The sequence below is a fragment of the Stenotrophomonas maltophilia genome (assembly GCF_013464915.1).
GTDB lineage: Bacteria > Pseudomonadota > Gammaproteobacteria > Xanthomonadales > Xanthomonadaceae > Stenotrophomonas > Stenotrophomonas maltophilia_AT.
The window spans coordinates 15179-38361 of sequence record NZ_RAVT01000057.1 but is presented as its reverse complement, the minus strand read 5'-3'; the positions used below and the strand labels follow the sequence as shown (position 1 = coordinate 38361).

19 protein-coding genes are annotated in these 23183 nt (G+C 67.2%); 11 read left to right on the top strand and 8 right to left on the bottom strand.

The window, feature by feature from the left end; genetic code table 11:
- The first annotated feature begins 559 nt into the window (after positions 1–559).
- Positions 560–1534: an MBL fold metallo-hydrolase gene (locus D7T59_RS18475; RefSeq protein ID WP_180853159.1), complete on the top strand. Its 975-nt coding sequence runs from the start codon at positions 560–562 to the stop codon at positions 1532–1534.
- 98 nt (positions 1535–1632) lie between these two features.
- Here the strand turns inward: D7T59_RS18475 and yihA are convergent, their stop codons facing one another.
- The gene (gene yihA, locus D7T59_RS18470) at positions 1633–2235 is read right to left on the bottom strand and encodes a ribosome biogenesis GTP-binding protein YihA/YsxC (protein WP_164137986.1); all 603 of its coding nucleotides are present in this window, start codon (positions 2233–2235) and stop codon (positions 1633–1635) included.
- Positions 2236–2391: 156 nt separating this feature from the next.
- Here yihA and D7T59_RS18465 point away from each other — a divergent pair, with 156 nt between their 5' ends.
- The 4 genes from D7T59_RS18465 to D7T59_RS18450 all read left to right on the top strand — a co-directional run bounded on the left by D7T59_RS18465 (position 2392) and on the right by D7T59_RS18450 (position 5680).
- Positions 2392–3192: a c-type cytochrome gene (locus D7T59_RS18465; protein ID WP_164137984.1), complete on the top strand. Its 801-nt coding sequence runs from the start codon at positions 2392–2394 to the stop codon at positions 3190–3192.
- Between the two features lie 106 nt (positions 3193–3298).
- The gene (locus D7T59_RS18460) at positions 3299–3949 is read left to right on the top strand and encodes a thiol:disulfide interchange protein DsbA/DsbL (protein ID WP_099551128.1); all 651 of its coding nucleotides are present in this window, start codon (positions 3299–3301) and stop codon (positions 3947–3949) included.
- Positions 3950–4055: 106 nt separating this feature from the next.
- Positions 4056–4889, top strand: a complete 834-nt coding sequence (locus tag D7T59_RS18455) for a thiol:disulfide interchange protein DsbA/DsbL (protein ID WP_164137983.1) — start codon at positions 4056–4058, stop codon at positions 4887–4889.
- A 53-nt stretch (positions 4890–4942) separates the two neighbouring features.
- Positions 4943–5680, top strand: a complete 738-nt coding sequence (locus D7T59_RS18450; protein ID WP_180853160.1) for an endonuclease/exonuclease/phosphatase family protein — start codon at positions 4943–4945, stop codon at positions 5678–5680.
- 110 nt (positions 5681–5790) lie between these two features.
- Here D7T59_RS18450 and D7T59_RS18445 read toward each other — a convergent pair whose 3' ends face one another.
- The gene (locus D7T59_RS18445) at positions 5791–6660 is read right to left on the bottom strand and encodes an EamA family transporter (protein WP_180853161.1); all 870 of its coding nucleotides are present in this window, start codon (positions 6658–6660) and stop codon (positions 5791–5793) included.
- Between the two features lie 72 nt (positions 6661–6732).
- Here D7T59_RS18445 and D7T59_RS18440 point away from each other — a divergent pair, with 72 nt between their 5' ends.
- The 4 genes from D7T59_RS18440 (at position 6733) to D7T59_RS18425 (ending at position 10787) form a co-directional block, all read left to right on the top strand.
- Complete coding sequence (locus D7T59_RS18440) at positions 6733–7215, top strand: Lrp/AsnC family transcriptional regulator (RefSeq protein ID WP_180853162.1); 483 nt, start codon at positions 6733–6735, stop codon at positions 7213–7215.
- A 77-nt stretch (positions 7216–7292) separates the two neighbouring features.
- The gene (locus D7T59_RS18435; protein WP_180853163.1) at positions 7293–7844 is read left to right on the top strand and encodes a M23 family metallopeptidase; all 552 of its coding nucleotides are present in this window, start codon (positions 7293–7295) and stop codon (positions 7842–7844) included.
- A gap of 176 nt (positions 7845–8020) precedes the next feature.
- A complete protein-coding gene (gene fhuE / locus D7T59_RS18430) occupies positions 8021–10180 on the top strand; it encodes a ferric-rhodotorulic acid/ferric-coprogen receptor FhuE (protein WP_180853164.1) in 2160 nt (719 codons plus the stop codon).
- A 172-nt stretch (positions 10181–10352) separates the two neighbouring features.
- Positions 10353–10787 (top strand): hypothetical protein, encoded by a 435-nt coding sequence (locus D7T59_RS18425; protein ID WP_180853165.1) that lies wholly within the window; start codon positions 10353–10355, stop codon positions 10785–10787.
- 46 nt (positions 10788–10833) lie between these two features.
- Here the strand turns inward: D7T59_RS18425 and D7T59_RS18420 are convergent, their stop codons facing one another.
- Together D7T59_RS18420 and D7T59_RS18415 are read right to left on the bottom strand one after the other, a co-directional pair.
- The gene (locus D7T59_RS18420) at positions 10834–13695 is read right to left on the bottom strand and encodes a TonB-dependent receptor plug domain-containing protein (protein WP_180853166.1); all 2862 of its coding nucleotides are present in this window, start codon (positions 13693–13695) and stop codon (positions 10834–10836) included.
- 243 nt (positions 13696–13938) lie between these two features.
- Entirely contained in the window at positions 13939–14358 is a 420-nt protein-coding gene (locus tag D7T59_RS18415; protein ID WP_180853167.1) for an ExbD/TolR family protein, read from the bottom strand.
- Positions 14359–14537: 179 nt separating this feature from the next.
- Here D7T59_RS18415 and D7T59_RS18410 point away from each other — a divergent pair, with 179 nt between their 5' ends.
- Entirely contained in the window at positions 14538–16523 is a 1986-nt protein-coding gene (locus D7T59_RS18410) for a transglycosylase SLT domain-containing protein (RefSeq protein WP_164137973.1), read from the top strand.
- A 92-nt stretch (positions 16524–16615) separates the two neighbouring features.
- Positions 16616–17836: a multifunctional CCA addition/repair protein gene (locus tag D7T59_RS18405; protein WP_180853168.1), complete on the top strand. Its 1221-nt coding sequence runs from the start codon at positions 16616–16618 to the stop codon at positions 17834–17836.
- Between the two features lie 65 nt (positions 17837–17901).
- Here D7T59_RS18405 and D7T59_RS18400 read toward each other — a convergent pair whose 3' ends face one another.
- The 4 genes from D7T59_RS18400 to D7T59_RS18385 all read right to left on the bottom strand — a co-directional run bounded on the left by D7T59_RS18400 (position 17902) and on the right by D7T59_RS18385 (position 23025).
- On the bottom strand, positions 17902–18336 hold the full coding sequence (locus tag D7T59_RS18400; protein ID WP_049429399.1) for an SseB family protein: 435 nt from the start codon (positions 18334–18336) through the stop codon (positions 17902–17904).
- 49 nt (positions 18337–18385) lie between these two features.
- Entirely contained in the window at positions 18386–18721 is a 336-nt protein-coding gene (locus D7T59_RS18395) for a hypothetical protein (RefSeq protein ID WP_180853169.1), read from the bottom strand.
- Positions 18722–18724: 3 nt separating this feature from the next.
- Positions 18725–19762 (bottom strand): S41 family peptidase, encoded by a 1038-nt coding sequence (locus D7T59_RS18390; RefSeq protein WP_164137970.1) that lies wholly within the window; start codon positions 19760–19762, stop codon positions 18725–18727.
- 230 nt (positions 19763–19992) lie between these two features.
- Entirely contained in the window at positions 19993–23025 is a 3033-nt protein-coding gene (locus D7T59_RS18385; RefSeq protein ID WP_180853170.1) for an autotransporter family protein, read from the bottom strand.
- Positions 23026–23183 lie beyond the last annotated feature (158 nt).

Genomic DNA, 23183 nt, shown 5'->3' with positions numbered 1-23183 from the left:
ATCCAGGCTTACACGGCGGCCCACGCCGGCTCTCGGCACCTACGCTGCCAGATTCCGATCAGATAAGGCTTGGCAGCCGCATCCATGCGGCTGACACCCCGCACTCCGACACCGCCCCACCTTSGACAGGTTCCGYGTGYTGTTGGYAGGTGTCGACCTTGGTCGACACATCTGTCAGATATCGAAWGAAATTCCGGGGTCAGATCCGTTTTCCTGCGKAAAACGKATCTGACCCCAAGAGTATTTCCGACAGATCGCAGAAATCTATCGAAGGCGGGGTGGGTCCGGTTGCGGGAGTGTCCGCGGCATGGATGCCGCGGCCAAGCCCCCAAGGATGGGTTTACGGCGTCTCCCGCAACCGGACCCACCCCGCCATCCCACGGAATGCCCGCTGTTGCTGTTGCTTCGGCTGTTGCCGTTGCCTCTGCGGGTGCAGGGCGCAGCCCTGCCAGCACACCCCCTCCCTGAGCATTCCGCGCAGTGGTCTGAGCGCCGCGCACACGCCGGCCACGGCACGCTATGCGGCAACGGAATCGCCCGTCATCCACCGAGAACCGCCATGACCCTGCGTCACCTGCCGCTGCGCACCGCCCTGCTGCTGGCCCTGCCATCCCTGCCGCTGGCCGCGCTCGCCGAAGCCACTTCGCCCGCTCCCACCCAGCAGGTGCCCGGTGTCTACCACCAGCGCGTCGGTGCGCTGCAGGTCACCGCCCTGTTCGATGGCGTGGTCGCGCTGGGCCGGCAGGAAGTGGTGGACGTGCCGGCAACGCTGGTCAGCCGCCTGCTGGAAGGCCGCTACGTGCCCGAAGACAAGAAAGGCCTGCAGACCGCGATCAATGCCTTCCTGGTGCGCCAGGGCAACCATCTGACCCTGGTCGATACCGGCACCGCGCAGTGCTTCGGCCCCGGCCTGGGCCAGGTACTCGGCAATCTGCGTGCCTCCGGCGTGGACCCGGCCGAGGTGGACGAGGTGCTGCTCACCCACGCCCATCCGGACCACCTGTGCGGCGTGCTCGACGCGCAGGGCAAGCCGGCCTACCCGAATGCCACGGTGTGGCTGTCCAAGGCCGATGCCGACTACTGGCTCAACCCGGCCAGCGAGGCCACGGCGCCGAAGGGCGTGCGCTTCGCCTTCCCGCTGGCACGCAACGCGGTCGCGCCGTACCAGGCCAGCGGGCACCTGCGCACTTTCAGCCCCGGCGATGCCCTGCCCGGTGGCGCGGTGGCGATGGATTCCCATGGCCACACCCCGGGCCATGTCTCCTACCGGTTCGACAGCCAGGGCCAGTCGCTACTCGTCTGGGGTGATGTGCTGCACTTCCATGCGGTGCAGTTCGCGCATCCGGAAGCGGCGTTCGAGGCCGATTCGGACCGCAGGGCGGCCATCGCCAGCCGTCGCGGCCTGCTGCAGCAGGCCACTGCCAGCGGTTGGTGGGTGGCCGGCGCGCACCTGCCGTTCCCCGGCCTGGGCCACGTGCGCAGCGAAGGCCAGGCCTATGCCTGGGTGCCGGCGGAGTATTCACCGTTGAAATGATGGGCCGGCCCGGGACGGCGTGGTTGCCGGCCAGCGGCCGGCACTACCCGGGCATGCGTCGGTAGCGCCCGGCTGCCAGCCGGGCCACCGGAAATGCCTTATTCCAGGCCCAGCCAGCCGCCGATCACGGCGCGGGCTTCGTCCACGCCGGTGCGGTCCTCGCCGGAGAACACCTGCACGCTGACGCTGTCGCCGTAAGCCGAGTGCAGTTCCTTGCGCACCTTCTGCAGGGTCTGCATCTGCTGGCTGCGGCTGAGCTTGTCGGCCTTGGTCAGCAGGGCGTGCGCCGGCATGCCGCGCTGTACGGCATAGGACAGCATCTGCCGGTCGTAGTCCTTCAGCGGGTGACGGATGTCCATCACCACCACCAGCCCCTTCAGTGCCTCGCGGGTACGGAAATACCGGTCGATGAAGGCCTGCCAGTGCGCCTGCAGGTCCAGCGGCACCTTGGCGTAGCCGTAACCGGGCAGGTCGACCAGATGGGCTTCCGGGGTGATCTGGAAGAACACCAGCTGCTGGGTACGGCCGGGCGTCTTGGAGACACGGGCCAGCGCGTTCTGGCGGGTCAGCGCGTTGAGCGCACTGGACTTGCCGGCGTTGGAGCGGCCGGCAAAGGCCACTTCGGCCCCTTCGTCGGGCGGCAGCTGCCGCACGTTGTGGGCCGAAAGGTGGTAACGGGCGCGTTCGATGAGCAATGACATGTGCCTAGGATCGCATGTTGCGGCGCCGCGCGCCCGTGCCGGCGGCCGTTGCGGGCATTTTGCTGCACTGCTGCGTTGACCGTGCGCGGAAACGCCGTTGATAATCCGGGCGATGCCGGCGGCCACCGCCCGGCCCGGTCCATACGGAGCTTTAGCATGCGCCACGCTCGCGTTCTTGCCGTATCCGCCCTTGCCACTGCCGTAGTCGTTGCCGCTGCTGCGTTCGCGCAGACCACGTTGACCCCGCTGCCCGACAACGGGCCGATCAACACCGCCTCGCTGGAGGTGGATTTCAGCAAGACCCATTGGGGCGATGCCAAGGCCGGCCAGACCAAGGCTTCGGCCTGTGCGGCCTGCCACGGCGCCGACGGCAATTCCACGGTCGAGATGTATCCGTCCATCGCCGGCCAGAGCGAACGCTACGTGGCCCAGCAGATGGCCCTGATCGCCAACGGCCAGCGCAGTTCCGGCGCGGCGGTGGCGATGGTGCCGTTCGTGCAGAACCTCACCCCGCAGGACATGCGCGACATCGGCGCGTTCTTCGCCACGCAGAAGGCCACCGCCGGTATCGCCGACGACACGGCGGTCACTGACGGCCCGTACAAGGGCATGAAGTTCTACGAGATCGGCCAGCAGCTGTACCGTGGCGGCGACGCCAAGCGCGGACTGCCGGCCTGCATGGCGTGCCACGGCCCCAGCGGCGCCGGCAATCCCGGCCCGGCCTATCCGCACATCGGCGGCCAGCACGCGAGCTATGTCGCGCGCCGCCTGCAGGAGTACCAGGCCGGGCAGACCAACGAGACCGACAAGGCGCACTTCCAGATCATGGCGACGGTCGCGCAGAAGCTGAGCGAGCAGGAGGTGCAGGCGCTGTCGAGCTACCTGCAGGGCCTGCACAACAAGGCCGACGATGTGGCCACTGCCACCCCGTCGGCACAACCGGCTGCCGCCCCCTGACCGCCACTGGTCGGCCCGGGCCGCCACCACGGCCCGCGCCTGCGGTATGTTTCCTTCACGCCGGCGACCGCGCCGGCGTTGCTTTTTTCAACGGAGATGCGTGTCGATGAGGTTGATTTCCCGCCTGCTGTTGTCCGTGCTGGTGCTGCTGCCGCTGGCAGCCTGCGCCGCTACCCCCGCCAATGCCCCGCTGGTCGAGGGCAAAGACTACGAGCGCATCGCCCAACCGGGCCCGTTCCAGCCGCTGGCCGGCAAGATCGAGGTGGTCGAGGTCTTCGGCTACACCTGCCCGCACTGCGCCCACTTCGAGCCACAGCTGGCGGCGTGGGCGGCCAAGCTGCCGGCCGACGTGCGCTTCACCCCGGTCCCGGCCGCCTTCGGTGGCGCGTGGGATGCCTGGGCACTGGCGTACTACGCCGCCGACGAAGTCGGCGTGGCCAAGCGCAGCCACGCGGCGGTCTTCAAGGCACTGCACCAGGATGGCTCGCTGCCCATGCAGAACGTCTCGGCCGATGAGCTCGCCACCTTCTACAAGGCCTATGGCGTGACCCCGGACCGCTATCTGCAGGCCCTGCGCGGCGACGCCGTGCAGAAGAAGGTCGATGCCGCCCGCGCCTTTGCCCAGCGCACCAAGGTGCCGGGTACCCCGGCCATCATCATCAATGGCCAGTACCTGGTGCGCGGCAACAGCTTCGACGACCAGCTGCGCATCGCCTCGGCGCTGATCGCCCAGGCCCGCGCAGCGCGCGGCCGCTGAACCAACACCCACCACCGACACGGCGCTGTCGCCGCCGCGTGTCATCATTTCCCCTTGGCCGGCGCCTGACGCCGGCCCCACCTTTCCAGATGCTGGAGACGTTTCCATGAAGATCCGTTACGCCCTCGCCCTCGCAGCGCTGCTGCCGATCCTGGCCGCCTGCAAGGCCGACGACGGCAGCACCAACACCACCGCTGCCCCGGCTGAACCGGCGGCAGCTCCGGCGACCACCGAGCCGGCTGCTCCGGCCGCGGGCAGCGAAGGCACCGCTCCGGCGGCTGCCGAAGGCGAGAAGGCCCCGGCCGAAGCTGCACCGGCTGCCGCCGCACCGGCTCCGACCACCGCCGCGCTGACCGGCCCGGCCCCGGTGGAAGGTGCCGACTACCAGGTGATCCCGAACGGCCAGCCGTTCCAGCCGGCCGCCGGCAAGATCGAAGTGACCGAGATCTTCGGCTACGTCTGCCCGGCCTGCGCCGCGTTCCAGCCGCTGGTTGGCCCGTGGAAGGCCGGCCTGCCGAGCGATGTGAACTTCGTCTACGTGCCGGCCATGTTCGGCGGCACCTGGGATGACTACGCCCGTGCTTTCTACGCCGCACAGACGCTCGGCGTGCAGGAGAAGACCCACGAAGCGCTGTACGCCGCCATCCACTCGCAGAAGACCCTGAAGGGCGAGCGTGGCCGTGACTCGGTGGACGACATCGCCAAGTTCTACGGCGCCTACGGCGTGGATCCGAAGCAGTTCGCCGCCACCATGGGCAGCTTCGCGGTGAATGCCAAGACCAACTCGGCCAAGCAGTTCGCCCAGCGCAGCCAGATCAGCGGCACCCCGTCGATCATCGTCAACGGCAAGTACCTGGTGAAGGGCAAGAGCTTCCCGGACATGCTGCGCATCGCCGACCACCTGATCGCCCGCGAACGCGGTGCGGCCCAGGCTCACTGATCCAAGAGAAGCCTTTCCCGGCCGTGAATTCCCCCCGCACACGGACCCTGCGCTTGCTGACGGCCAACATCCAGGCCGGCTCCAGTACCCGCCGCTACAGCGACTATGTGACCCGCAGCTGGTCACATGCGCTGCCGGCGGGTCGCAAGCGCAGCAGCCTGGACGCGATCGCCACTCTGGCGCGCGAACATGACATCGTCGGCCTGCAGGAGGCCGATCCGGGCAGCCTGCGCTCGGGCTTCACCAACCAGACCCACTACCTGGCCCAGCGCGCCGGCTTCAATTACTGGAGCCACCAGCCGAACCGGCGCATGGGCGGGGTCGCCTCCAGCGCCAACGGCCTGCTGAGCAAGCTGGAACCGGTGGAAGTGCAGGATCACGCCCTGCCCGGCCGCATCGGCGGGCGCGGCGTGCTGCTGGCCAAGTTCGGCGACGGCGCCGACGGCCTGGCGGTCGCAGTGGCGCATCTGTCGCTGGGCGCGGGCTCGCGGATGTCGCAGCTCGGCTTCATCGCCGAACTGCTGTCCGACCACCCCAACGCGGTGCTGATGGGCGACTTCAACTGCCTGGCCGAGCGCCCGGAAATGCAGGTGCTGTACCAGAAGACCCGGCTGCAGCCGCCAGGTTGCATCGTGCCGACCTTCCCCAGCTGGCGCCCGGACCGCGCCATCGACCACATCCTGGTCAGCAGCGGGCTGCAGACCCGCACCGTGGAAGCCGTACCGGCCGCGTTCTCCGATCACCTCGCCCTGGCGATGCAGATCGACGTTCCGACTGACGCCCTGCGCTGACTCGCCGTTACGGCAGGTGCGGACCGCTGGTCCGCACGCTCTGTGCCGGGCGCCGCCCGGCGCCCCCTAAATCGGGGCACAAACGACTTAATCCCCTCCGTCCCCTTTTTTCATGCGGTGACCGGCACCTTCAGCCGCCGCGCGGTCATCGTGCTGCCCACCGAAGCCAGCACCGTGCAGCCGATCGCCAGCCACTGCAGCCCGTGCAGGTGCTCGTGCAGCAACAACATCGCCCACAGCGCGGCCACGGCCGGCTCCATGCTGATCAGGATGCCGAAGGTCTCCTTCGGCAGGCGCTTGAGCGCCATCATCTCCAGCGACATCGGGATCGCACTGGACACCAGTGCCACCAGCAGTCCTGCAGCCAGGATCTTCGGCTCGAGCAGCGCGGCACCGGCATGCACCACGCCCACCGGCACCACCACCAGCGACGCCGCCAGCAGCCCCAGCGACACCGAATGCCCGGCATGCAGATGTCCGGCGCGCTTGCCGAACACGATGTACAGGCCCCAGCACGCCGCCGCGCCCATCGCGTACAGCACACCGGCCGGGTCCAGCGCCGGGCCACCACCGATGGGCAGCAGCAACAGCAGCCCCACCGCCGCGCAGCCCACCCAGAGGAAATCGATCGGACGTCGTGATGACAGCATCGCCACCGTCAGTGGCCCGGTGAACTCGATGGCCACCGCGATGCCGAAGGGAATGGTGCGCAGGGCCATGTAGAACAGCAGGTTCATCAGGCCCAGGGTGAGCCCGTAGCGCAGGATGGTGATGGCATCCGGGCGGCTGGTCTTCCAGCGCCATGGCCGCCAGAACAGTAGCAGCAGCAACGCCGAAAAGCCCACGCGCAGCGCGCTGGTGCCCTGCGCACCGATCAGCGGGAACAGGTGTTTTGCGTAGGAAGTGCCGATGGCCAGCGAGGTGACCGAGCCGAGCACCGCCAGCGCCGGCAACATCGGCGCGAGTCGTGAGGTCTGCATGCGCAAAGTCTATTGCGTCGGCGCCGAGCACTTGGCTCAATTGACAGCCTGTTCGTGCAACTTCTGCTCACCATGGCCACCGCCCCCGTGCTCGACAGTTTCGACCGCGCCATCCTCGACCTGCTGCAGCGGGACAACACCCTGCCGCAGCGCGAAATCGCCGAGGCCGTGCACCTGTCCACCCCGGCCGTGCAACGCCGCATCAAGCGCCTGCAGGACAGTGGCGTGATCGCGGCCAACGTGGCGGTGATCGCCGCAGCCAGGATCGGTCGACCACTGACCATCATCGTCGAGGTGCGCGTGGTCAGCGAGCAGCGCGAACGCGTGGCGCCGTTCAAGCAACGTGTGCAGGACGACCCGGCGGTACAGCAGTGCTACTCGATCACCGGCGACGGCGATTTCCTGCTGCTGCTTTCGGCCGCGTCGATGGAAGAGTACGAGGCGATCACCGAGCGGTTGTTCGGCGGCGATGACAACATCGAGCGCTTCCGCACATCGGTGGCACTGGGGACGCTGAAGCGCAGTTTCGAGGTACCGCTGCTGCCGGCTCTGTAGCGTCGAGCCATGCTCGACGTCTTTGCGACCGCAAGGCAACAGCAGCCGAGCATGGCGCGACCCTACAATCGAAAACCATGAGCACAACGCCGTCCCCCGCCCACCGCCTGCGCCGCTGGCTGCTGCGCGGCCTGTGGCTGGCCATTGCCCTCGTTGCAGCGATGACGCTGTGGAACAGCCCGTGGGCCGCCGCACCGAAGATGCTGTGGGTACTCTCGCGGATGCCGGCCGCCACGCAGCTGCCGGTGCCGGTGGACGGCGTGCGGCCGCGCCAGATCGCCGATACGTTCGGCGCTCCGCGCGGCCGTGACCGCTCCCACGCCGGCATCGACATCTTCGCCACACGCGGCACCCCGGTGCGCAGTGCCACTGCCGGCGTCGTCGTGGATGTCAGCGAACGCGGGCTCGGCGGCCGCCAGGTCTGGGTGATCGGGCCGGCCCGCGAGCGCTACTACTACGCCCACCTGGACGACTGGGCCGAGGGCCTGGCGCGCGGCCAGGTGGTGCAGCCCGGCGACCTGCTCGGCCATGTCGGCGACAGCGGCAACGCCAAGGGCACGCCGCCGCACCTGCACTGGGGCATCTACGGCACCGACGGCGCGCGCGATCCCCTGCCGCTGCTGCGCTGACCCAGCCCGTACCCGGATCACCGGGTCGACTCGTTCATGATTTGTAAATAGGAATAGTTCGTATTACCATTTCTTTCGTTTCCGGTAGCGCCAGGACGGCCTGCCCGCCCTCTCCCTACCCGTAGCGCCTCGCCTCCTGGATGCCGGCTGATCGCGCGTGCTCGCCCAGGACCCCCATGACCCGTTCCGCCTTCCGTACCCCGCAGCCGCAACGGCTGTCCGTTGCCGTGCTCGCCGTTCTCTGCGCGGTGGCCCCGGCCGCCTTCGCCGACACCGCCGCCGATCCGACCACCCTCGACAAGGTGGTGGTGAAGGGTGAACGCGCCGAAGGCTATTCGGTGCGCCGCACCTCGGCCGGTACCCGCTTCGACCTGGCCCCGCGCGAGATCCCGCAGTCGATCAGCATCATCAGCCACCAGCGCATCGAAGATCAGAACCTGGACGACATCATCGACGTGCTGGCCAACACCACCGGCGTGACCAGTACCCAGTCCGACAGCGAGCGCACCGAGTTCTACGCGCGCGGTTTCTACATCGATGCCTACCAGTTCGATGGCCTGCCCACGCAGATGGTGCAGAACTGGAGCTACGGTGATTCCGGCCTGGACCTGGCGCTGTACGACCGCGTTGAAGTGGTGCGTGGTGCCACCGGCCTGCTCAGTGGCGCTGGCAATCCATCCGCGTCGGTGAACCTGATCCGCAAGCATGCCGACAGTGCCGAACTGGCGGGCAGCGTATCGGTGAACGTCGGCAGCTGGGGCCGCACCCGCACCACCGTGGACGTGGGCAGTGCGCTGAACGCCAGCGGCACCGTGCGCGGCCGCGTGATCGGCAGCTATCTGGACACCGACGGCCAGATGGACCGCTACAACCAGCGCAAGACGCTGGGCTATGCGGTCATCGACGCCGACCTGACCCCGGACACCCAGCTGAGCGTGGGCTACGACTACCAGCAGAAGCGCGCCAACGGCGCCACCTGGGGTGGCTTCCCGATGCTGTTCTCCGATGGCTCGCGCACCGGCTACGACGAATCGTTCAACGCCAGCCCGGACTGGACCTACTGGGACACCACCAGCAAGCGCGCCTTCGCCACCCTGCAGCACGCCTTCAGCAATGGCTGGAAGTTCAAGGTCGGCGCCACCCACGATGAGACCAAGGCCGACGACAAGCTGTTCTACCCGGCCTACAACGACTGGACCACGGGCGCATCGAACTTCGACAAGACCACCGGTGCGGGCATCTCGCCGTCCGCGGGCTTCTACAATACCGAGCGCAAGGTCACCGGCGTCGATGGCTACGTTGATGGTCCGTTCCAGCTGTTCGGCCGCGAGCATCAGTTCATGGCAGGCCTGAGCTACAACAAGCGCGAGTACGCCAACTACGGCGACTATCAGGTCGGCGGTGCCGGCCAGACCTGGGACCCGTTCGCCAGCTACCTGAACTGGACGGGCAACATCAGCGAGCCGAACTGGAACCCGCTGGCACTGGCCAGCGAGGGCACCATCACCCAGAAGGCCGGCTACGCGGCCGCACGCCTGTCGCTAGCCGATCCGCTGAAGCTGATCATCGGCGCCCGCTACACCGACTGGAAGAGCGAAGGCGAAGGCGCCGACCGCGCGCACAAGGTCACCACGCCGTATGCCGGCCTGGTGTTCGACATCAACGACACCTACTCGACCTACGCCAGCTACACCGAAATCTTCCAGCCGCAGACGCTGAAGGATCGCAACGGCAGCTATCTCGATCCGGTCGATGGCAAGAGCTACGAAGTAGGCGTCAAGGGGGCATGGTTCGACAACCGCCTGAACGCCTCGCTGGCCGTGTTCCGTATTGAACAGGACAACGTCGGCCAGGCCACCGGTGAGCCGGTCCAGGGCAGCCAGAACGAGTTCGCCTATCGCGCCGCGCGTGGCACGGTCAGCCGTGGCTTTGAGTTCGAGGTGAACGGCGAACTGGCACCGGGCTGGAATGCCACCTTCGGCGCATCGCGCTACGTGGCCAAGGACATCAACGGCGCCGACATCAACACCAACCTGCCGCAGACCGCACTGAAGCTGTTCACCAGCTACACCCCGCAGTCGCTGCAGGAACTGACCGTCGGTGGCGGTGCCAACTGGCAGAACCGCATCTACTACCCGGTGCCGGCCTACGGTCGCATCGAGCAGAGTGGCTACGCACTGGTCAGCGCCTTCGTGCGCTACCGCATCTCGCCGGAGTTCAGCGTGCAGGCCAACCTCAACAACCTGCTGGACAAGAAGTACCTGTCGCAGATCAATGGCTATGGTGCCTTCGGTGATGGCCGAAACGGCTCGCTGACGTTCACCTGGGCGTTCTGATGTAACCGGCTTCTGTGGAGTCGAGCCATGCTCGACTCGATCACAGAGGGCAGTCGAGCACGGCTCGAGGCTACAACGGGGGCGCTCGGCGCCCCCGTTGCCGCGCTGCCCTTGCAGGTGTAGCGTCGCGCACACGGATACCTCGCGCCTTCCCCCTCAAGGACGACCGGCCATGCGCACCCGCACGAAACTTGGTCTCTCGCTCGTGGCCCTGTTCTCGTCGCTGCCGTTGATGATCGGCACCGGCAACGGCTACTTCATCCTGCTTCTGCTGATCGGCCTGCCTGCCGCGATCCTGTTCTGGTTCGATCTGGGCCGTGAACTGCGTGCCATCCCCATCCCTACCCGCACCGAACGCGCGCTCGGCCTGGCAATGGGCGTTCCGCAGGTGCTGTTCGGGCTGTTGTGTGCAGGCATCGGCCTGCTGCTGGTTGTCTGGATCCTTTACAACCTGCTCATCGAGCACCAGTCGCAGTTCCGCATCCCGTCACTGCCCGCCTTCGCGACAGGGCCGATGATGATCGTGGTCGGGCTGGGTTGGGCGCGCACGGCCTTCCGCCGCGCGGCCCTTGAGCAGGACGACCCGGAACAGGACATTCCGGATTGATTCCCGATGGCCGGTGCCGGGAACATCCCGGCACCGGCTGCCTGCGTCAGAACCGCAGATCCGCGCGCAGGTACCAGTAACGACCACGCGGGATGTCATAGGTCGAGGCGTCGTAGCCGTTCAACGAGCACGACAGGCAGATCGGCGGATCCTTGTCGAACACGTTGTTCAGTCCGGCGGTCAGCTGCAACCCCTTCATCCAGTCGATCTTGTAGCCCACCTGCATGTCGTGGAAGGTGGTGGCCGACAGCGTGTTGGTGCCCGCAGCCTGGTTGCTGCACACCGGGAAGGCCGCGGCATCGCCGCAGTTTTCGGTCAGCTCGGAGATGTGCCGCACCGTCCAGTTGGCGCTCCAGCGGTCCATCGTCCAGCCGATGCTGGCGTTGCTGGTCCACTCCGGAATCGAACTGTCGGCCACTTCCACGCCCGGCTTCTGCGGCTGCTTCTGCCCGGCCGCGCCGGTGGCCTCGTAACGGCCGACGAAGGTGTTCTTCCACGCCAGCTTGAACTGGCCGATGGAGGTCTGCGGCAGCGTCCAGAACAGATCCACGTCCCAGCCATCGGTCTTGATCGAACCCAGGTTGGTCAGGCGGTTGTTGAAGCTGCTGACCGCTCCGGTGCTGGCACGGGTGATGCCATTGCAGTAGATCGGGTCCAGTGTATCCACGCACAGATCCAGCTGGGTCTGTGCATTGATCGCCTGGATCGCACCGTCGATGGCGTGGCGGTAGAAGGTCACTTCCACATCGAAGCGCTCCGACCACGAGGCGTTGTTGCCGAACCACGGGCTCCACACGAAGCCGGCACTGAAGCTGCGCGAACGTTCCGGATCCAGCTCGCGGTTGCCGCCGGTGGTCACCGAGATCTGCGAGTTGGCCTGCTGGAAGCCGGCCGGCACGCCCAGCGCGGCACAGTTGGCCGCGCTGCCACGCGGCGGCGTACCGCCCAGGCCCACCGAGCACGGATCGAACAGCTGCAGGTCGGCACGTGCCGCCGAGCCGTACAGTTCACCGATCGACGGTGCGCGGAAGCCCTCGGCGTAGGTGGTGCGCAGCACGAAGTCATCGGTCACCTGCCAGCGCAGGCCGTACTTGGGCGTGAACTCGCCACCGAAGGTGGAGTAGTCCGAATAACGGCCGGCCAGGCTCAGGTCCAGCTTCTTGCCGAACGAGGAGTCGGCGAAGATCGGCACGCTCAACTCCAGGTAGGCCTCGTTGACGTCGTAGGAACCGGAGGTCGGCTGTGACGGCACGCCGTTGTAGTGGCCGATCACCGTCAGTGGATCGGGCTGGTAGGAGCCCTTGTACTTGCGGTACTCGAAGCCGGTGGCGAAAGACACCGGACCGGCCGGCAGCGAGAACAGTTCGCTGGACAGGTTGGCGGTGAACAGGCTCAGCTCGTTCTGGCTGCGATCGCGCACCACCGGCTGGATCCACTTCAGCATGTCCGGGGTGATCGAACCGACGCCACCGAAGATGTTCAACGGTACGCAGCCGGCCGTGGCGGCGCACACCGCCGGATCGCCCAGCGCCATGTTCACCTTGTAGATGTCATAGCTGCCGTAGTTGGTCTGTTCGGCCTTGTTCTTGCTGTACATGCCGTTGACGTCCCAGTACCAGCTGCGGTCGGCGGCGTGGAAGTCACCCACCAGGCCGGTGGCGAAGTAGGTGGTGTCCACTTCCTGCTTGAACACGCGCGCACCGCCTTCCACAGGGCGACGACCGATCAGGCTCATGTTGCCGCCGGAGACCAGATCAAACCCGAACGGGTTGTACGGGTTCAGGCGCGAGACCACGATGTTGTCGGCCAGCGGATTGCCGGTGGCGCCATCGGGGCCGAAGAACAGCGGCTCGGGGCCGGCCTGGTTGGTCGACTCGCGGCGGTTGCCCAGCGCCTTGATGTACCACTGCACGTTGTCGGTGATGTCGAAGCGGAACTGGCCGAACAGGCCTTTGCGCTCCGACGGTGTCAGCACCATGTTGTATTCGGCGAAGTTGAAGCGGTCGGCGGTGGTGAAGCAGTGGTAGTCATCGCTGCGGTTGCAGCCGGCAGTGCCGTCGTAGCGCGGGTTGCTCACGCCGGTGTTGGGCACGATGTTCTGCGACGCGCCGGTGTTCGGGTCGACGAAGGCGAAGCGGCCCTGCGGAATGCCACCGCTGCCGAATGCCAGGCCGGTACCGGGAATCGGGAAGCGCGACTGCTCGCGGTCCTTGGCGAACACCGGGTCCTGCTTGGTCCAGCTGGCACCCAGGAACAGGCTGAAGCGATCGCCGCTCTTGCCCCAGGCCAGGTCCACGCCCTTCTGCGTGCCGTCGCCCTTGCTGTACTCACCGTAGTTCAGCGTCACCTGGCCGCCATCGAAATCGCGGCGGGTAATGATGTTGACCACGCCGGCGATGGCATCGGAGCCGTACAGCGACGACGCGCCGTCCTCCAGCACCTCGATGCGCTCGACGATGGCCAGTGGAATGGTGTTGAGGTCGGTGGCCGAGCCCACACCGGACGCCGACGATTCATTGACCCAGCGGATGCCATCGACCAGCACCAGCACGCGCTTGGCACCCAGGTGGCGCAGATCGACCTGCGCCGAGCCGGCACCCACGCCGCTGCCATCGGGCGGGAAACCGAAGTTGCCGGACGAGTTGAACTTGGCGTTGAGCGCGGAACCGGAACCGGTGAGCTGCTGCAGCACCTCGCCGATCGAGGTCAGGCCGGTGCGCTCGATGTCACCACGGGTCAGTGTCTGGATCGGCACCTGACCTTCGACTTCAGCGCGCTTGATGCGGGTACCTGTGACTTCCACCGCATCGAGGTTGGTGGTGGACTGCGCAGCGGCACCCAACGGTGCCAGGGCCGTCACGCACAGCGCGACGGCAACCGCCAACGGGCGGTGATGCAGGTGAATCATTCGCTCTCTCTCCAAAGGAATGTCGGGACATGGACTGCCGCGCCCCCCTGCATGGCGGCAGCGTTTCCTTTGTAAACAAACAGTAAAAGCCACGGCGTGATGATCGACACTCTTTCACGCGGATTTGACGCAGTTGACGGCTGATTGCGTCAGATGACGGAACATCCGGACCGGACGGTACTGTTCGTCACCGCGCGCACCACGGTGGCTACGACAGCGCGAGCCGAATGCCAGGGAGTCCTGTTACCGCGACGGGTCGTTCAGCGCGACCACACGCAGGCCGTGCTGATTGACAACCCGCAGCACCCGGATCAGGTCGCCGTAGTCGGTGCCATCGGCGGTGACCAGGCGCACCGACGGTTGCCGCGCCTCGGGCAGCTGCCGGGCCTGGGCAAGCACCTGCAGCAGCGCTGCATCATCCAGTGGCCGATCGTTCCAGAACAGGCCACCGGCGGCGTCGATACGCAGATCAATCGGGACGGGCGTCGACTGTCCCAGGCCGAGTGGGCAGGCGGTACGTTGCTGGAACGGTTGGATGACAGCCGTGCTGGCCATCGGCAGCGTGGTGACCACCAGCGCCAGCAGCACCAGCAGTACATCCACCAACGGTGCCAGGTTGATGTTGGCGATCAGCACATTCGCCGGACCGGATTCGTATCGCATGCCGCGCTCCATCGCAGGGAGAGCGGCCTGTCAGTGGCAGACCGCACATTGCGGGGATCATCGCACGAACGCCGTGCGGGCCCGGTATCGCTACCCCACCCGGACCGCGTCGATCAGGCACGCCACCGCCTCCCCAGGGCGTGCACACAATGCGAAACTGAATTCAGCCAGCCCCCGCTATGCTGATCGCCATGACCCGACGCACTCCCACTGCCCTGTCCCTGCTGCCCTTGGCCACCACGCTGCTGATCGGCTGCGCCAACGCCCAGTCCCTCGACGCCCAGAACGCGCAGCTGAAAGCCGCGATCGCTGCTGCCGAACGCGGCCAGTTCGATCCCGGCCAGGCCGGTGCGCTCAGTCGCCACCCGGCCTATGGCTGGCTGGAATACGCCAACCTGCGTCGCAACATCGACACCGTCGATACCGCGCAGGCCCAGGCCTTCCTCAAGCGCTACGACGGCCAGGCCGTGGCCACCACCTTCCGCAGCGTGTGGCTGCCTTCGGTTGCGCGCCGCCAGGACTGGCCGACCCTGCTGGCCAACTGGGCACCCACCGACAACGTCGGGCTGCGCTGCGCGCAGCTGACCGCACGCCAGGTCACCGGCAAGGTCGATCCGCAGTGGATCAGCGAAGCACAGGACCTGTGGCGCAGGAACGGCAAGTCGCTGCCGGACGGCTGCGACGCGGTATTTGCCGTGCTGCAGGCACAAGGTGGCCTGAGCGACGCCCTGCGCTGGGAGCGCATCGATGCCGCCGCCGACGCACAGCAGCCGGCGGTGATGCGCAGCGCCGCACGCGGCCTGCCCGCCGCGGACCTGGCGCAGGCCAACAGTTACGCCGCCTTCGTCGACAAGCCCAACGCCAGCGCCTTGAACTGGCCGCGCAACGAGCGCAGCCGGCGCATCGCCACCGATGGCCTGGAAAAGCTGGCCAAGGCCGACCCGGGCGCCACCGAACAACAGCTGCCGCAGTACGCACAGGCCCTCGGCCTGAGCGCCGCCCAGCAGGGCCAGGTGCTGTACCAGATCGCCCTGTGGACCGTGGCCTCCTACCTGCCGGATTCGGCGCGCCGTCTCAATGCGGTGCCCGAATCGGCCTATGACGAACGCCTGCACGAATGGCGTGTCCGCGAAGCAATGTCGCGCGGCGACTGGCCGGCGGCACTGACCGCGATCCGCAAGATGGGCAGCAAGCAGCGCAGCGATTCACGCTGGGCCTATTTCGAAGGCCGCATGCTGGAGAAGACCGGCCAGGCATCGCAGGCACAGCCGTTGTTCCGCGACGCCGCGCGTGCGCCCACCTTCCACGGCTTCCTGGCCGCCGACAAACTGCAGCAGGGCTACACGCTGTGTCCGTGGAAGCCGAACGACAGTGCGCAGGCACAGGCGGTGATCGCGCGTGACCCGGCCATCCAGCGCGCGATGGCGCTGTACCAGATCGACCGCACCGGCTGGGCCGTGGCCGAGTGGAACAGCGCGCTGTCGCGCTTCGATGACACCCAGCGCCGCCTCGCCGTGCGCGTGGCTCAGGACAACGGCTGGTTTGATCGCGCCGTGTTCGCACTGGGCAAGCAACCGCAGGAGCAACGCCTATACGACCTGCGCTTCCCGCTGCACCACGACGCCACCATCCGCCGTGAAGCAGCACGCAATGCGATCGACCCGGCCTGGGTGGCCGCGGAGATCCGCGCTGAAAGTACCTTCACCCCCCGCGCGCGCTCGCCTGCCAATGCCATGGGCCTGATGCAGGTGCTGCCCGCCACCGGTGCCGGCGTGGCCAAGTCGATCGGCCTGACCGGCTACGGCGGCGCCGACAGCCTGTACGACCCGGACACCAACATCGCCATCGGCACCGCCTACCTGCGCCAGCTGATGAACAAGTACGACGGCCTGCCGTACGTGACCATCGCCGCCTACAACGCCGGCCCGACCCCGACCGCGCGTTGGCAGGGCCAGCGTCCTGGCTTTGACCCGGACCTGTGGATCGAGACCATCAGCTACAAGGAAACCCGCGAATACGTGGCCCGCGTGCTGGCCTTCAGCGTCATCTACGACTGGCGCCTCAATGGTGATGCCCTGCCGCTGAGCGACCGCCTGATGGGCCGCCTGGTGGACAAGCGCAAGAACTTCAGCTGCGCCGCCAACGCCGACCAGGGCGGGGATTGATCACACTGCGGTAGTGCCGGCCGCWGGCCGGCATCGGCCAATGTTMCGGGGTTGCCGGCCHGCGGCCGGCGCTACCATGCGATCATCCCCCCATGAAGATCTATCTTGTCGGCGGCGCCGTGCGCGACCGCCTGCTGCAGCGCCCTGCCGGTGACCGCGACTGGGTCGTGGTCGGCGCCACGCCCGCGCATATGGAAGCGCTGGGCTACACCGCCGTGGGCCGTGATTTCCCGGTGTTCCTGCACCCGAAAACCGGTGAGGAATACGCACTGGCGCGCACCGAGCGCAAGTCCGGCCGTGGCTATCGCGGCTTCGTGGTCGATGCCGATCCGGCGGTAACGCTGGAAGACGACCTGCAGCGCCGCGACTTCACCATCAACGCCATTGCCTGCGACGAAGACACTGGCCATCTGGTGGACCCCTACGGCGGCGTGCATGATCTTGAACAGCGTGTGCTGCGCCACGTCGGCCCCGCCTTCGTCGAAGACCCGCTGCGCGTGCTGCGTGCGGCCCGCTTCATGGCGCGCTTCGCGCCGCTGGGCTTCACTGTCGCGCCGGAAACCATGGACCTGATGCGCGAGATTGCCGCCAGTGGCGAACTGGATGCGCTGGTGCCGGAGCGAGTGTGGCAGGAACTGCGCAAGGTGCTGGTCAGTGCGCAGCCTTCGGCATTCCTGCGCACGCTGCATGATGCACAGGCACTGGGCCCGATCCTGCCCGAGCTGGAAGCGCTGTACGGCGTGCCGCAGCGCGCCGAGTTCCATCCGGAGATCGACACTGGCATCCATCAGGAAATGGTCAGCGACATGGCCGCAAAGCTCGCACCGGGCGATGACCTGGTCGGTTTCGCCGCGCTCACCCACGATCTCGGCAAGGGCCTGACCCCGCCGGAAGAATGGCCGCGCCACATCATGCACGAGCAGCGTGGCGTGAAGCCGCTGAAGGCACTGTGCGCACGGCTGAAGGTTCCCGCCGAGCACCAGCAGCTGGCCGAAGCGGTCTGTCGCGAGCACTTGAACGTGCATCGCATCGACGAACTGCGCGATGCCACCGTGCTGGAACTGCTGGGCCGCTGCGATGCGTTGCGCCGCCCCGAACGCGTGGCGCGCATCGCGTTGTGCTGCGAGGCCGACAAGCGTGGCCGCCTCGGTTTCGAGGACGCCGACTACCCGCAGGGCGAGACGCTCAAGCGCCTGCACCAGGCAGCACTGTCGGTACAGGCGCGGGATCTGGATACCACCCATCTGAAGGGCCCAGCCATCGGCGAAGCCCTGGCCAAGGCGCGGGTGAAGGCGATTGCGGCGGCACGGTGATCCGCAACGGCCGCCAGTACTGCCATCGGTAGTGCCGGCCGCTGGCCGGCAACCACCTCACTGGATCAATGCGCCATCCCGCGGGTGATCGCCGCTGCACGCTGCTTCAGCTGGGCTACGGCGTCAGGAATCATCTCCATGCCCACGTCCAGGCCCGGGTTCAGCACCAGGCCGACACCGTCGCCGATCCCGGCCAGCAGCGCGTGCACTGCGATCGGCATGGCGTGGGCGAACTGCGGCAGCTGCTCATGCCACAGGCCGGCGCGCTCGGGCGCAGTGAACACCGCGAACATCGGCTCGCCGCTTTCGCTGGTCAGCACCAGCGGCGAGATGCTCTCGTCCCAGGCCCCGTCTTCACCGATGGCCTTGTCCAGCAGCACGAACGCCGTCGAGGTCAGCAGGCCGTCGAGGAACTGCGACGCGGTCAGCGTGCCGTCCTGGGCCTGCAGCAGGCGCACCTCGAGGTCGTTGAGGGGGTCGAACGGGGTGTCGTGGTCCATGGTCGGTTCCGGTACGTGATTGCAGGGCAGACTTTAACAGGCCCGGTCCTCAACCGATGTATCCGTGCCGCCACATCCACCCGGCGGACGCCAGCCCGGCCACCCCCACCAGCATCAGCGGCAGGCCGAAGCGGTGCCGCCATGGAATCGGCACCCCACCCAGCTGCTGGTCCATGGACTCGGTGTCCAGCAGCCAGCCGTGTTCGCATCGGGTGCAGGCCAGCTCGTAGCGGCGCTGGTAGGTGAAGCCGAACAGCAGGTCGATGCGCGCCATCCTGTAGCGCAGCTGGGGGGCGAAGTCGGTTTCCATCTGGCAGTGCAGGCAGTGGTGCGCTTCGGTGGGGCCGACCACCACTACCCGTTCGTGCTGGCCGATCAGGATCATGGATCAGCTGCCCTGGCAGGCGGGTTGGGCCAGCAGCCATTGCTGGGCGGCGGCAAGAGTGGCCGCATCACCTGTCGTCAGCTCATCCGGAGTGATTCTTGCGCCGGCGCCACCGCCATTGCGGTCTTTCATCACTGCGATCGTCATCGCCAACACGCTGCCATCCACCAGGGTGCGCGTGACGTTGCTTGTCGAGAAGCCCGCTGTCGATTGTCCGAAACTCCGCGCCTGTGGCCGCCCCCTGAACGACAGCATCGTTGCTTCGCCAGAGCTGGCAGTATTCGACCCGACCAGGACGGCGACGGGTGCACCCGGCTGCTTGAGGGAGTACCCCGGTCGACCGAAGCCCAGCCTGGGACGACCATCGACCTGCACCATGGCCGGCGTCAGGCTCCAGCGCTGCGGTGCGCTGGCAGTGGCAAACGACCCGATCTCTTCCGTGCCCGTCGGCGAAGTGCGCAGCAACGGCGCAACACCCAGCAGCATCGGCCACATGTTGCCCCCACTGTTGCTGCGCAGATCGACAATCCAGCCACAGCGATCGCCGCTGTCCTTGCTACGGATGACATTCTGCCATTGCAGCGCGCGCTGGATGTCTTCGTTGAACTCGTCCTGCCGCGTAGCGCCCGGCGTGGCGGCATAGCCTTCGATGACCACCCAGCCAATGCGCGTATCGACGGCACCGACCACCTTGGCCCTTGCAACGGCATCGGCGCCAACCTGCTTTGAGCGCTCCGTAGCTTCGCGCTTGCGTGCAAGCGTCATCCAGACGCCATGCCCTCCGGTGCTCTCCACGATGATCTCACGCAGGGCGGTCTGCAGCGCACCGGGGTATGCCTGCAACGAGGCCAGTCGTTTACGGGCGGCAGGCCAGACCACCTTGTCCTGATACAGCGCCTCATGCTCGAGCATGTCGAGAATCTGGGCCTGTGCTTCCGGCGATGGTACCTCGGCGGCTGGCGTGGTTGCCGCCGTTGCATCGGCAGCCAGCATGGTCATCATCAGCGCACCGATCCGGCGCGCGCCCTTGCGAAACTGCATGCGACATGTCCTTGTCGTTTAGTCAGGGCTGCAGCATAACCGGGGGCCGATCGGCTTCGCCATCGCGTGGACGAAGTGCTCGATCGGATGCAGGGCTGCTGTAGAGCCGAACCCATGCTCGGCTGCTCCTCGGCCGGAAGAAAAGCCGAGCATGGGCTCGGCTCTACAGTCGCCCTCCTCCGGTGGGATCCGTATCGACCAAGGTCGGCACCTACCCAAGCATGCGGTTGTCACCAGTCCGCGCGCAGTCCGATGTTGCCTTCGATGATGCGGCGCTTCTCGTTGCGGTCGCCGCCCAGTTCGCGGGTGTAGTCGGCCACGGCATAGGCGCTGATGGTGCGGTTGAAGCGCCCGACCACACCCACGCCGGCCTCCAGCGCGCGCGAACGCTGCGAATTGATGATCACGTCGTCGTCGAAACGGATGCGGTCTTCGCCGGAACGACCATGCCAGTAGTTGAGCTTGAAGTACGGCTGCCAGCCGTTGTCGGCCAACTGGTAATCACCGGCCAGGCGCAGGCCGATGCGGCCGGTCCAGGCGTTGTCGTTGTCGAAACGCACGCTCGATACTTCATCGCGGCGGTCATCCAGCGAGGTGCGCTGCCAGATCACCTGCAGCTGCGGTTCCAGCCACCACGCGGACTGACCGAAGTGCAGCAGCGGCTTGCCGGCTTCCACCGATACGCTGGTACCATCGCCGCTCACACCGAAGCCGAGCCCACGTGAGGAACGCACGCGGCCGTCGTAACGGCTCTGCATCGCCACGGCATCGATATAGCCACCGCTGCTGTCGGTGAACGTCCAATACAGGCCCACGTGCTTGTCATCCAGCCGGTTCTGGCCCACCTGCACGTTCTCCCAGCCCAGCGCCAGGCCGGTGGTCCTGCCCTGCGCGCGGGTGCGGCCGACGAACACACCGATCTGGTTGCGGTGGTTGTCGTTGGCCGCTGCCCACACATCCAGGCCGGCCTGCAGGCCCATCACATCGCCATCGAAGCCGGGCTGTGCATCGCCCTTCCAGTGGATCTCGCTGCTCTGCCCCACCAAGCGCCCCCAGGCGGTACGGAATGCGCCCTGGTTGTACAGCAGGCGCTGCTCACCCTGGCGTTCGTGGAACGTGCCGAGGCTGGCCAGCGAGGTCTCGCGCAGCAGCGGTGGCACCACGGCGTAGGCGGCGGTCTCCACGCGGTACAGCGGTACCACTGCACCTTCGGCGGGGCGTGCACCCGGCGTCGGCGGCGCACCGGTACCGGGCAATGCACCACCGGCCACCGGCACGTCCGGCACCGCGGGGTCGCTGGGCGGCGCCACCGGAGCGGGTTCCGGCGGCGGCGGCGGCGGTGCGGTCTCGCCCGCAGTCAGGTCCGGATCGGTGGCGCCTTCGGGCGGTGGTGGCGGCGCCGGGGTGATCGATGGCGGCGGTGCCACCGGCGGCGTCAGCGGTGGCGGCGTTGCGTTGCCATTGCCATTCGGCGCCGGGGTGGGCCCAGTAACCAGCGTCGAGCGCAGGTACCAGTTCTCGCTGGTGCCGGCACTGACACCGCCCTTGAACAGGAAGTACTCGTAGGCACCGGCCGCGACCGGCGCGAACAGCGAGAAGGCGCCGGGTGCGGTACTCCCGCCGTTCAAGGCCTGCACCACCAGGATGCCATCGGCCAGCGTGGCCGCACCGCCGCCGCCGGCATTGAGGATCCCGATGCCGGTGGTGCCGGTGGCGGTACCGCCATCGATCACCAGGCGGTCGCTGGTGGAATTGTCCGCGCCCAGCACGGTACGCAGGTACAGGCCACCGCCGTCACCGCGGTAGTTGCCACGCACGGTGAACACATCGCCCGCGCCGGTGCCGGTCAGGTCGATGCGCCCGGCATTGACCATCTCCACCAGTGCCGCGCTGTTGAACGGACGGATGGCATTCCCACCGCTGCCTGCATGGACGGCACTGGTGTCATCCACGGTGAGCATGCCGGTGCCGGACGCACTGTCACCCAGCACCAGATCGCCATCGAAGGTCAGCTCGGTGCTGTTGGCCAGGTTGATCGTTTCCCAGTTCTGGAAGCGACTGACGCCAGCGGCTTTGACGTTGTTGAGATTGAGCTGGTCCACGCCGCTGCCACCATCGAACAGCGGCACCGCGCCGAGATTGCCCTGGTTGAGGTTGCCGAGATTGGCGACGTCGTTGTCCGGGCCCATGTCGATCGCGCCGTAGACGATGCCACCGCCATTCCAGTTGAAGGTGTCGTTGCCGGTGCTGAGCAGCACCTGCCCGCGCACGGTGCCGTCGGTGATGGTCACGCTGTCGCTGTCGCTGCCGCCGCTGACGCTGATGTTGCCGCCGATGTACGCGGTGCCGGAAATGATGATGGTATCGGTGTCGAAGCCGGTGACCACGTTGCCGTCCACCGTGCCGCCCGACTGGTCCCACAGGTTCTTGTCCAGCTTCATGTTGACGCGGCCGATGCGGCCGCCGGTCATCCAGGCCTGGTCGCCATCCTCGAACGCGCCGATGATGCGGCCACCGCTCATGCGGAAGGTATCGATGTTGTCGCCCTGCTGCAGGGCACCGAGGGTGCCACCGGTCATGATGAAATCGTCGCGACCACTGCCCTGCGCCACCACACCGGTGACGGTGCCACCGCTGACCGTCATCTGGTCATCGCCCGCGCCCTGGTCGATGCTGTCGATCGTGCCATCGACCAGCAGCAGCACATCATTTCCGTCGCCCTGCAGCACGCCGCCGGTGATGCTGCCGGCCTGCATCTCGAGGCGATCGTTGCCGGCACCGAACTGCACACCGGTGCGCCCGCTGATGGTGCCGCGGTTGACCAGCACGCTGTCGCCGGCGCCAACGAACTGCAGGGCCGTGTTGTTGCCAGTGCTGATGCTGCCGGAGTTGTCGACACGGCTTCCGCCACCGAGCTGCACGGCCACGCCGCCCACCGAACCGATCGCTCCCAGGTTGGACAACAGATGCCCGCCAGCACCGACCAGCGCGATGCCACTTGCGCCTCCGCTCTGCTGCAGCTGCGCGCCGCTGGCGACGTTGACGGTGATGCCGGCCGCACCCGTGGCGGTGATCGGCACCGTCTGAGGATTCGGTGCGTTGGCATCGCAGGTGACCGTCTGGCCCGCAACGGGAGCGACGGTGTCACAGCCGGCCCAGGCCACGCTGGCGCCCAGCAACATGACGGAAGGGATGGCCAGGGCCTGCAGCACGGAAACAGACAGGCGGCGCGGGCGAAACACGCGCGGGACGGCACGGGGCATACAGCACTCCTGGACAGGGGAACAGGAACTGCGGATGTGCGGCACTGCGGTGGCAGTCTGCCGTGCGGTGAGTGGTTTCGATAGATGAATTTAAGCGCTCGGCATCACATTTTTGGTGTGAAATCGGGCGATCATCACGTGGGCTTTATGTGCCTGAA

Bases quoted from the DNA above. Each gene is read 5' to 3' on its own strand.
- D7T59_RS18395 (WP_180853169.1), bottom strand. From the start codon at position 18,721: ATGATCCTGATCGGCCAGCACGAACGGGTAGTGGTGGTCGGCCCCACC.
- D7T59_RS18405 (WP_180853168.1), top strand. From the start codon at position 16,616: ATGAAGATCTATCTTGTCGGCGGCGCCGTGCGCGACCGCCTGCTGCAG.
- D7T59_RS18465 (WP_164137984.1), top strand. From the start codon at position 2,392: ATGCGCCACGCTCGCGTTCTTGCCGTATCCGCCCTTGCCACTGCCGTA.
- D7T59_RS18455 (WP_164137983.1), top strand. From the start codon at position 4,056: ATGAAGATCCGTTACGCCCTCGCCCTCGCAGCGCTGCTGCCGATCCTG.
- D7T59_RS18425 (WP_180853165.1), top strand. From the start codon at position 10,353: ATGCGCACCCGCACGAAACTTGGTCTCTCGCTCGTGGCCCTGTTCTCG.
- D7T59_RS18410 (WP_164137973.1), top strand. From the start codon at position 14,538: ATGCTGATCGCCATGACCCGACGCACTCCCACTGCCCTGTCCCTGCTG.
- D7T59_RS18460 (WP_099551128.1), top strand. From the start codon at position 3,299: ATGAGGTTGATTTCCCGCCTGCTGTTGTCCGTGCTGGTGCTGCTGCCG.
- D7T59_RS18390 (WP_164137970.1), bottom strand. From the start codon at position 19,762: ATGCAGTTTCGCAAGGGCGCGCGCCGGATCGGTGCGCTGATGATGACC.
- fhuE (WP_180853164.1), top strand. From the start codon at position 8,021: ATGACCCGTTCCGCCTTCCGTACCCCGCAGCCGCAACGGCTGTCCGTT.
- yihA (WP_164137986.1), bottom strand. From the start codon at position 2,235: ATGTCATTGCTCATCGAACGCGCCCGTTACCACCTTTCGGCCCACAAC.
- D7T59_RS18445 (WP_180853161.1), bottom strand. From the start codon at position 6,660: ATGCAGACCTCACGACTCGCGCCGATGTTGCCGGCGCTGGCGGTGCTC.
- D7T59_RS18400 (WP_049429399.1), bottom strand. From the start codon at position 18,336: ATGGACCACGACACCCCGTTCGACCCCCTCAACGACCTCGAGGTGCGC.
- D7T59_RS18420 (WP_180853166.1), bottom strand. From the start codon at position 13,695: ATGATTCACCTGCATCACCGCCCGTTGGCGGTTGCCGTCGCGCTGTGC.
- D7T59_RS18475 (WP_180853159.1), top strand. From the start codon at position 560: ATGACCCTGCGTCACCTGCCGCTGCGCACCGCCCTGCTGCTGGCCCTG.
- D7T59_RS18440 (WP_180853162.1), top strand. From the start codon at position 6,733: ATGGCCACCGCCCCCGTGCTCGACAGTTTCGACCGCGCCATCCTCGAC.
- D7T59_RS18415 (WP_180853167.1), bottom strand. From the start codon at position 14,358: ATGCGATACGAATCCGGTCCGGCGAATGTGCTGATCGCCAACATCAAC.
- D7T59_RS18435 (WP_180853163.1), top strand. From the start codon at position 7,293: ATGAGCACAACGCCGTCCCCCGCCCACCGCCTGCGCCGCTGGCTGCTG.
- D7T59_RS18385 (WP_180853170.1), bottom strand. From the start codon at position 23,025: ATGCCCCGTGCCGTCCCGCGCGTGTTTCGCCCGCGCCGCCTGTCTGTT.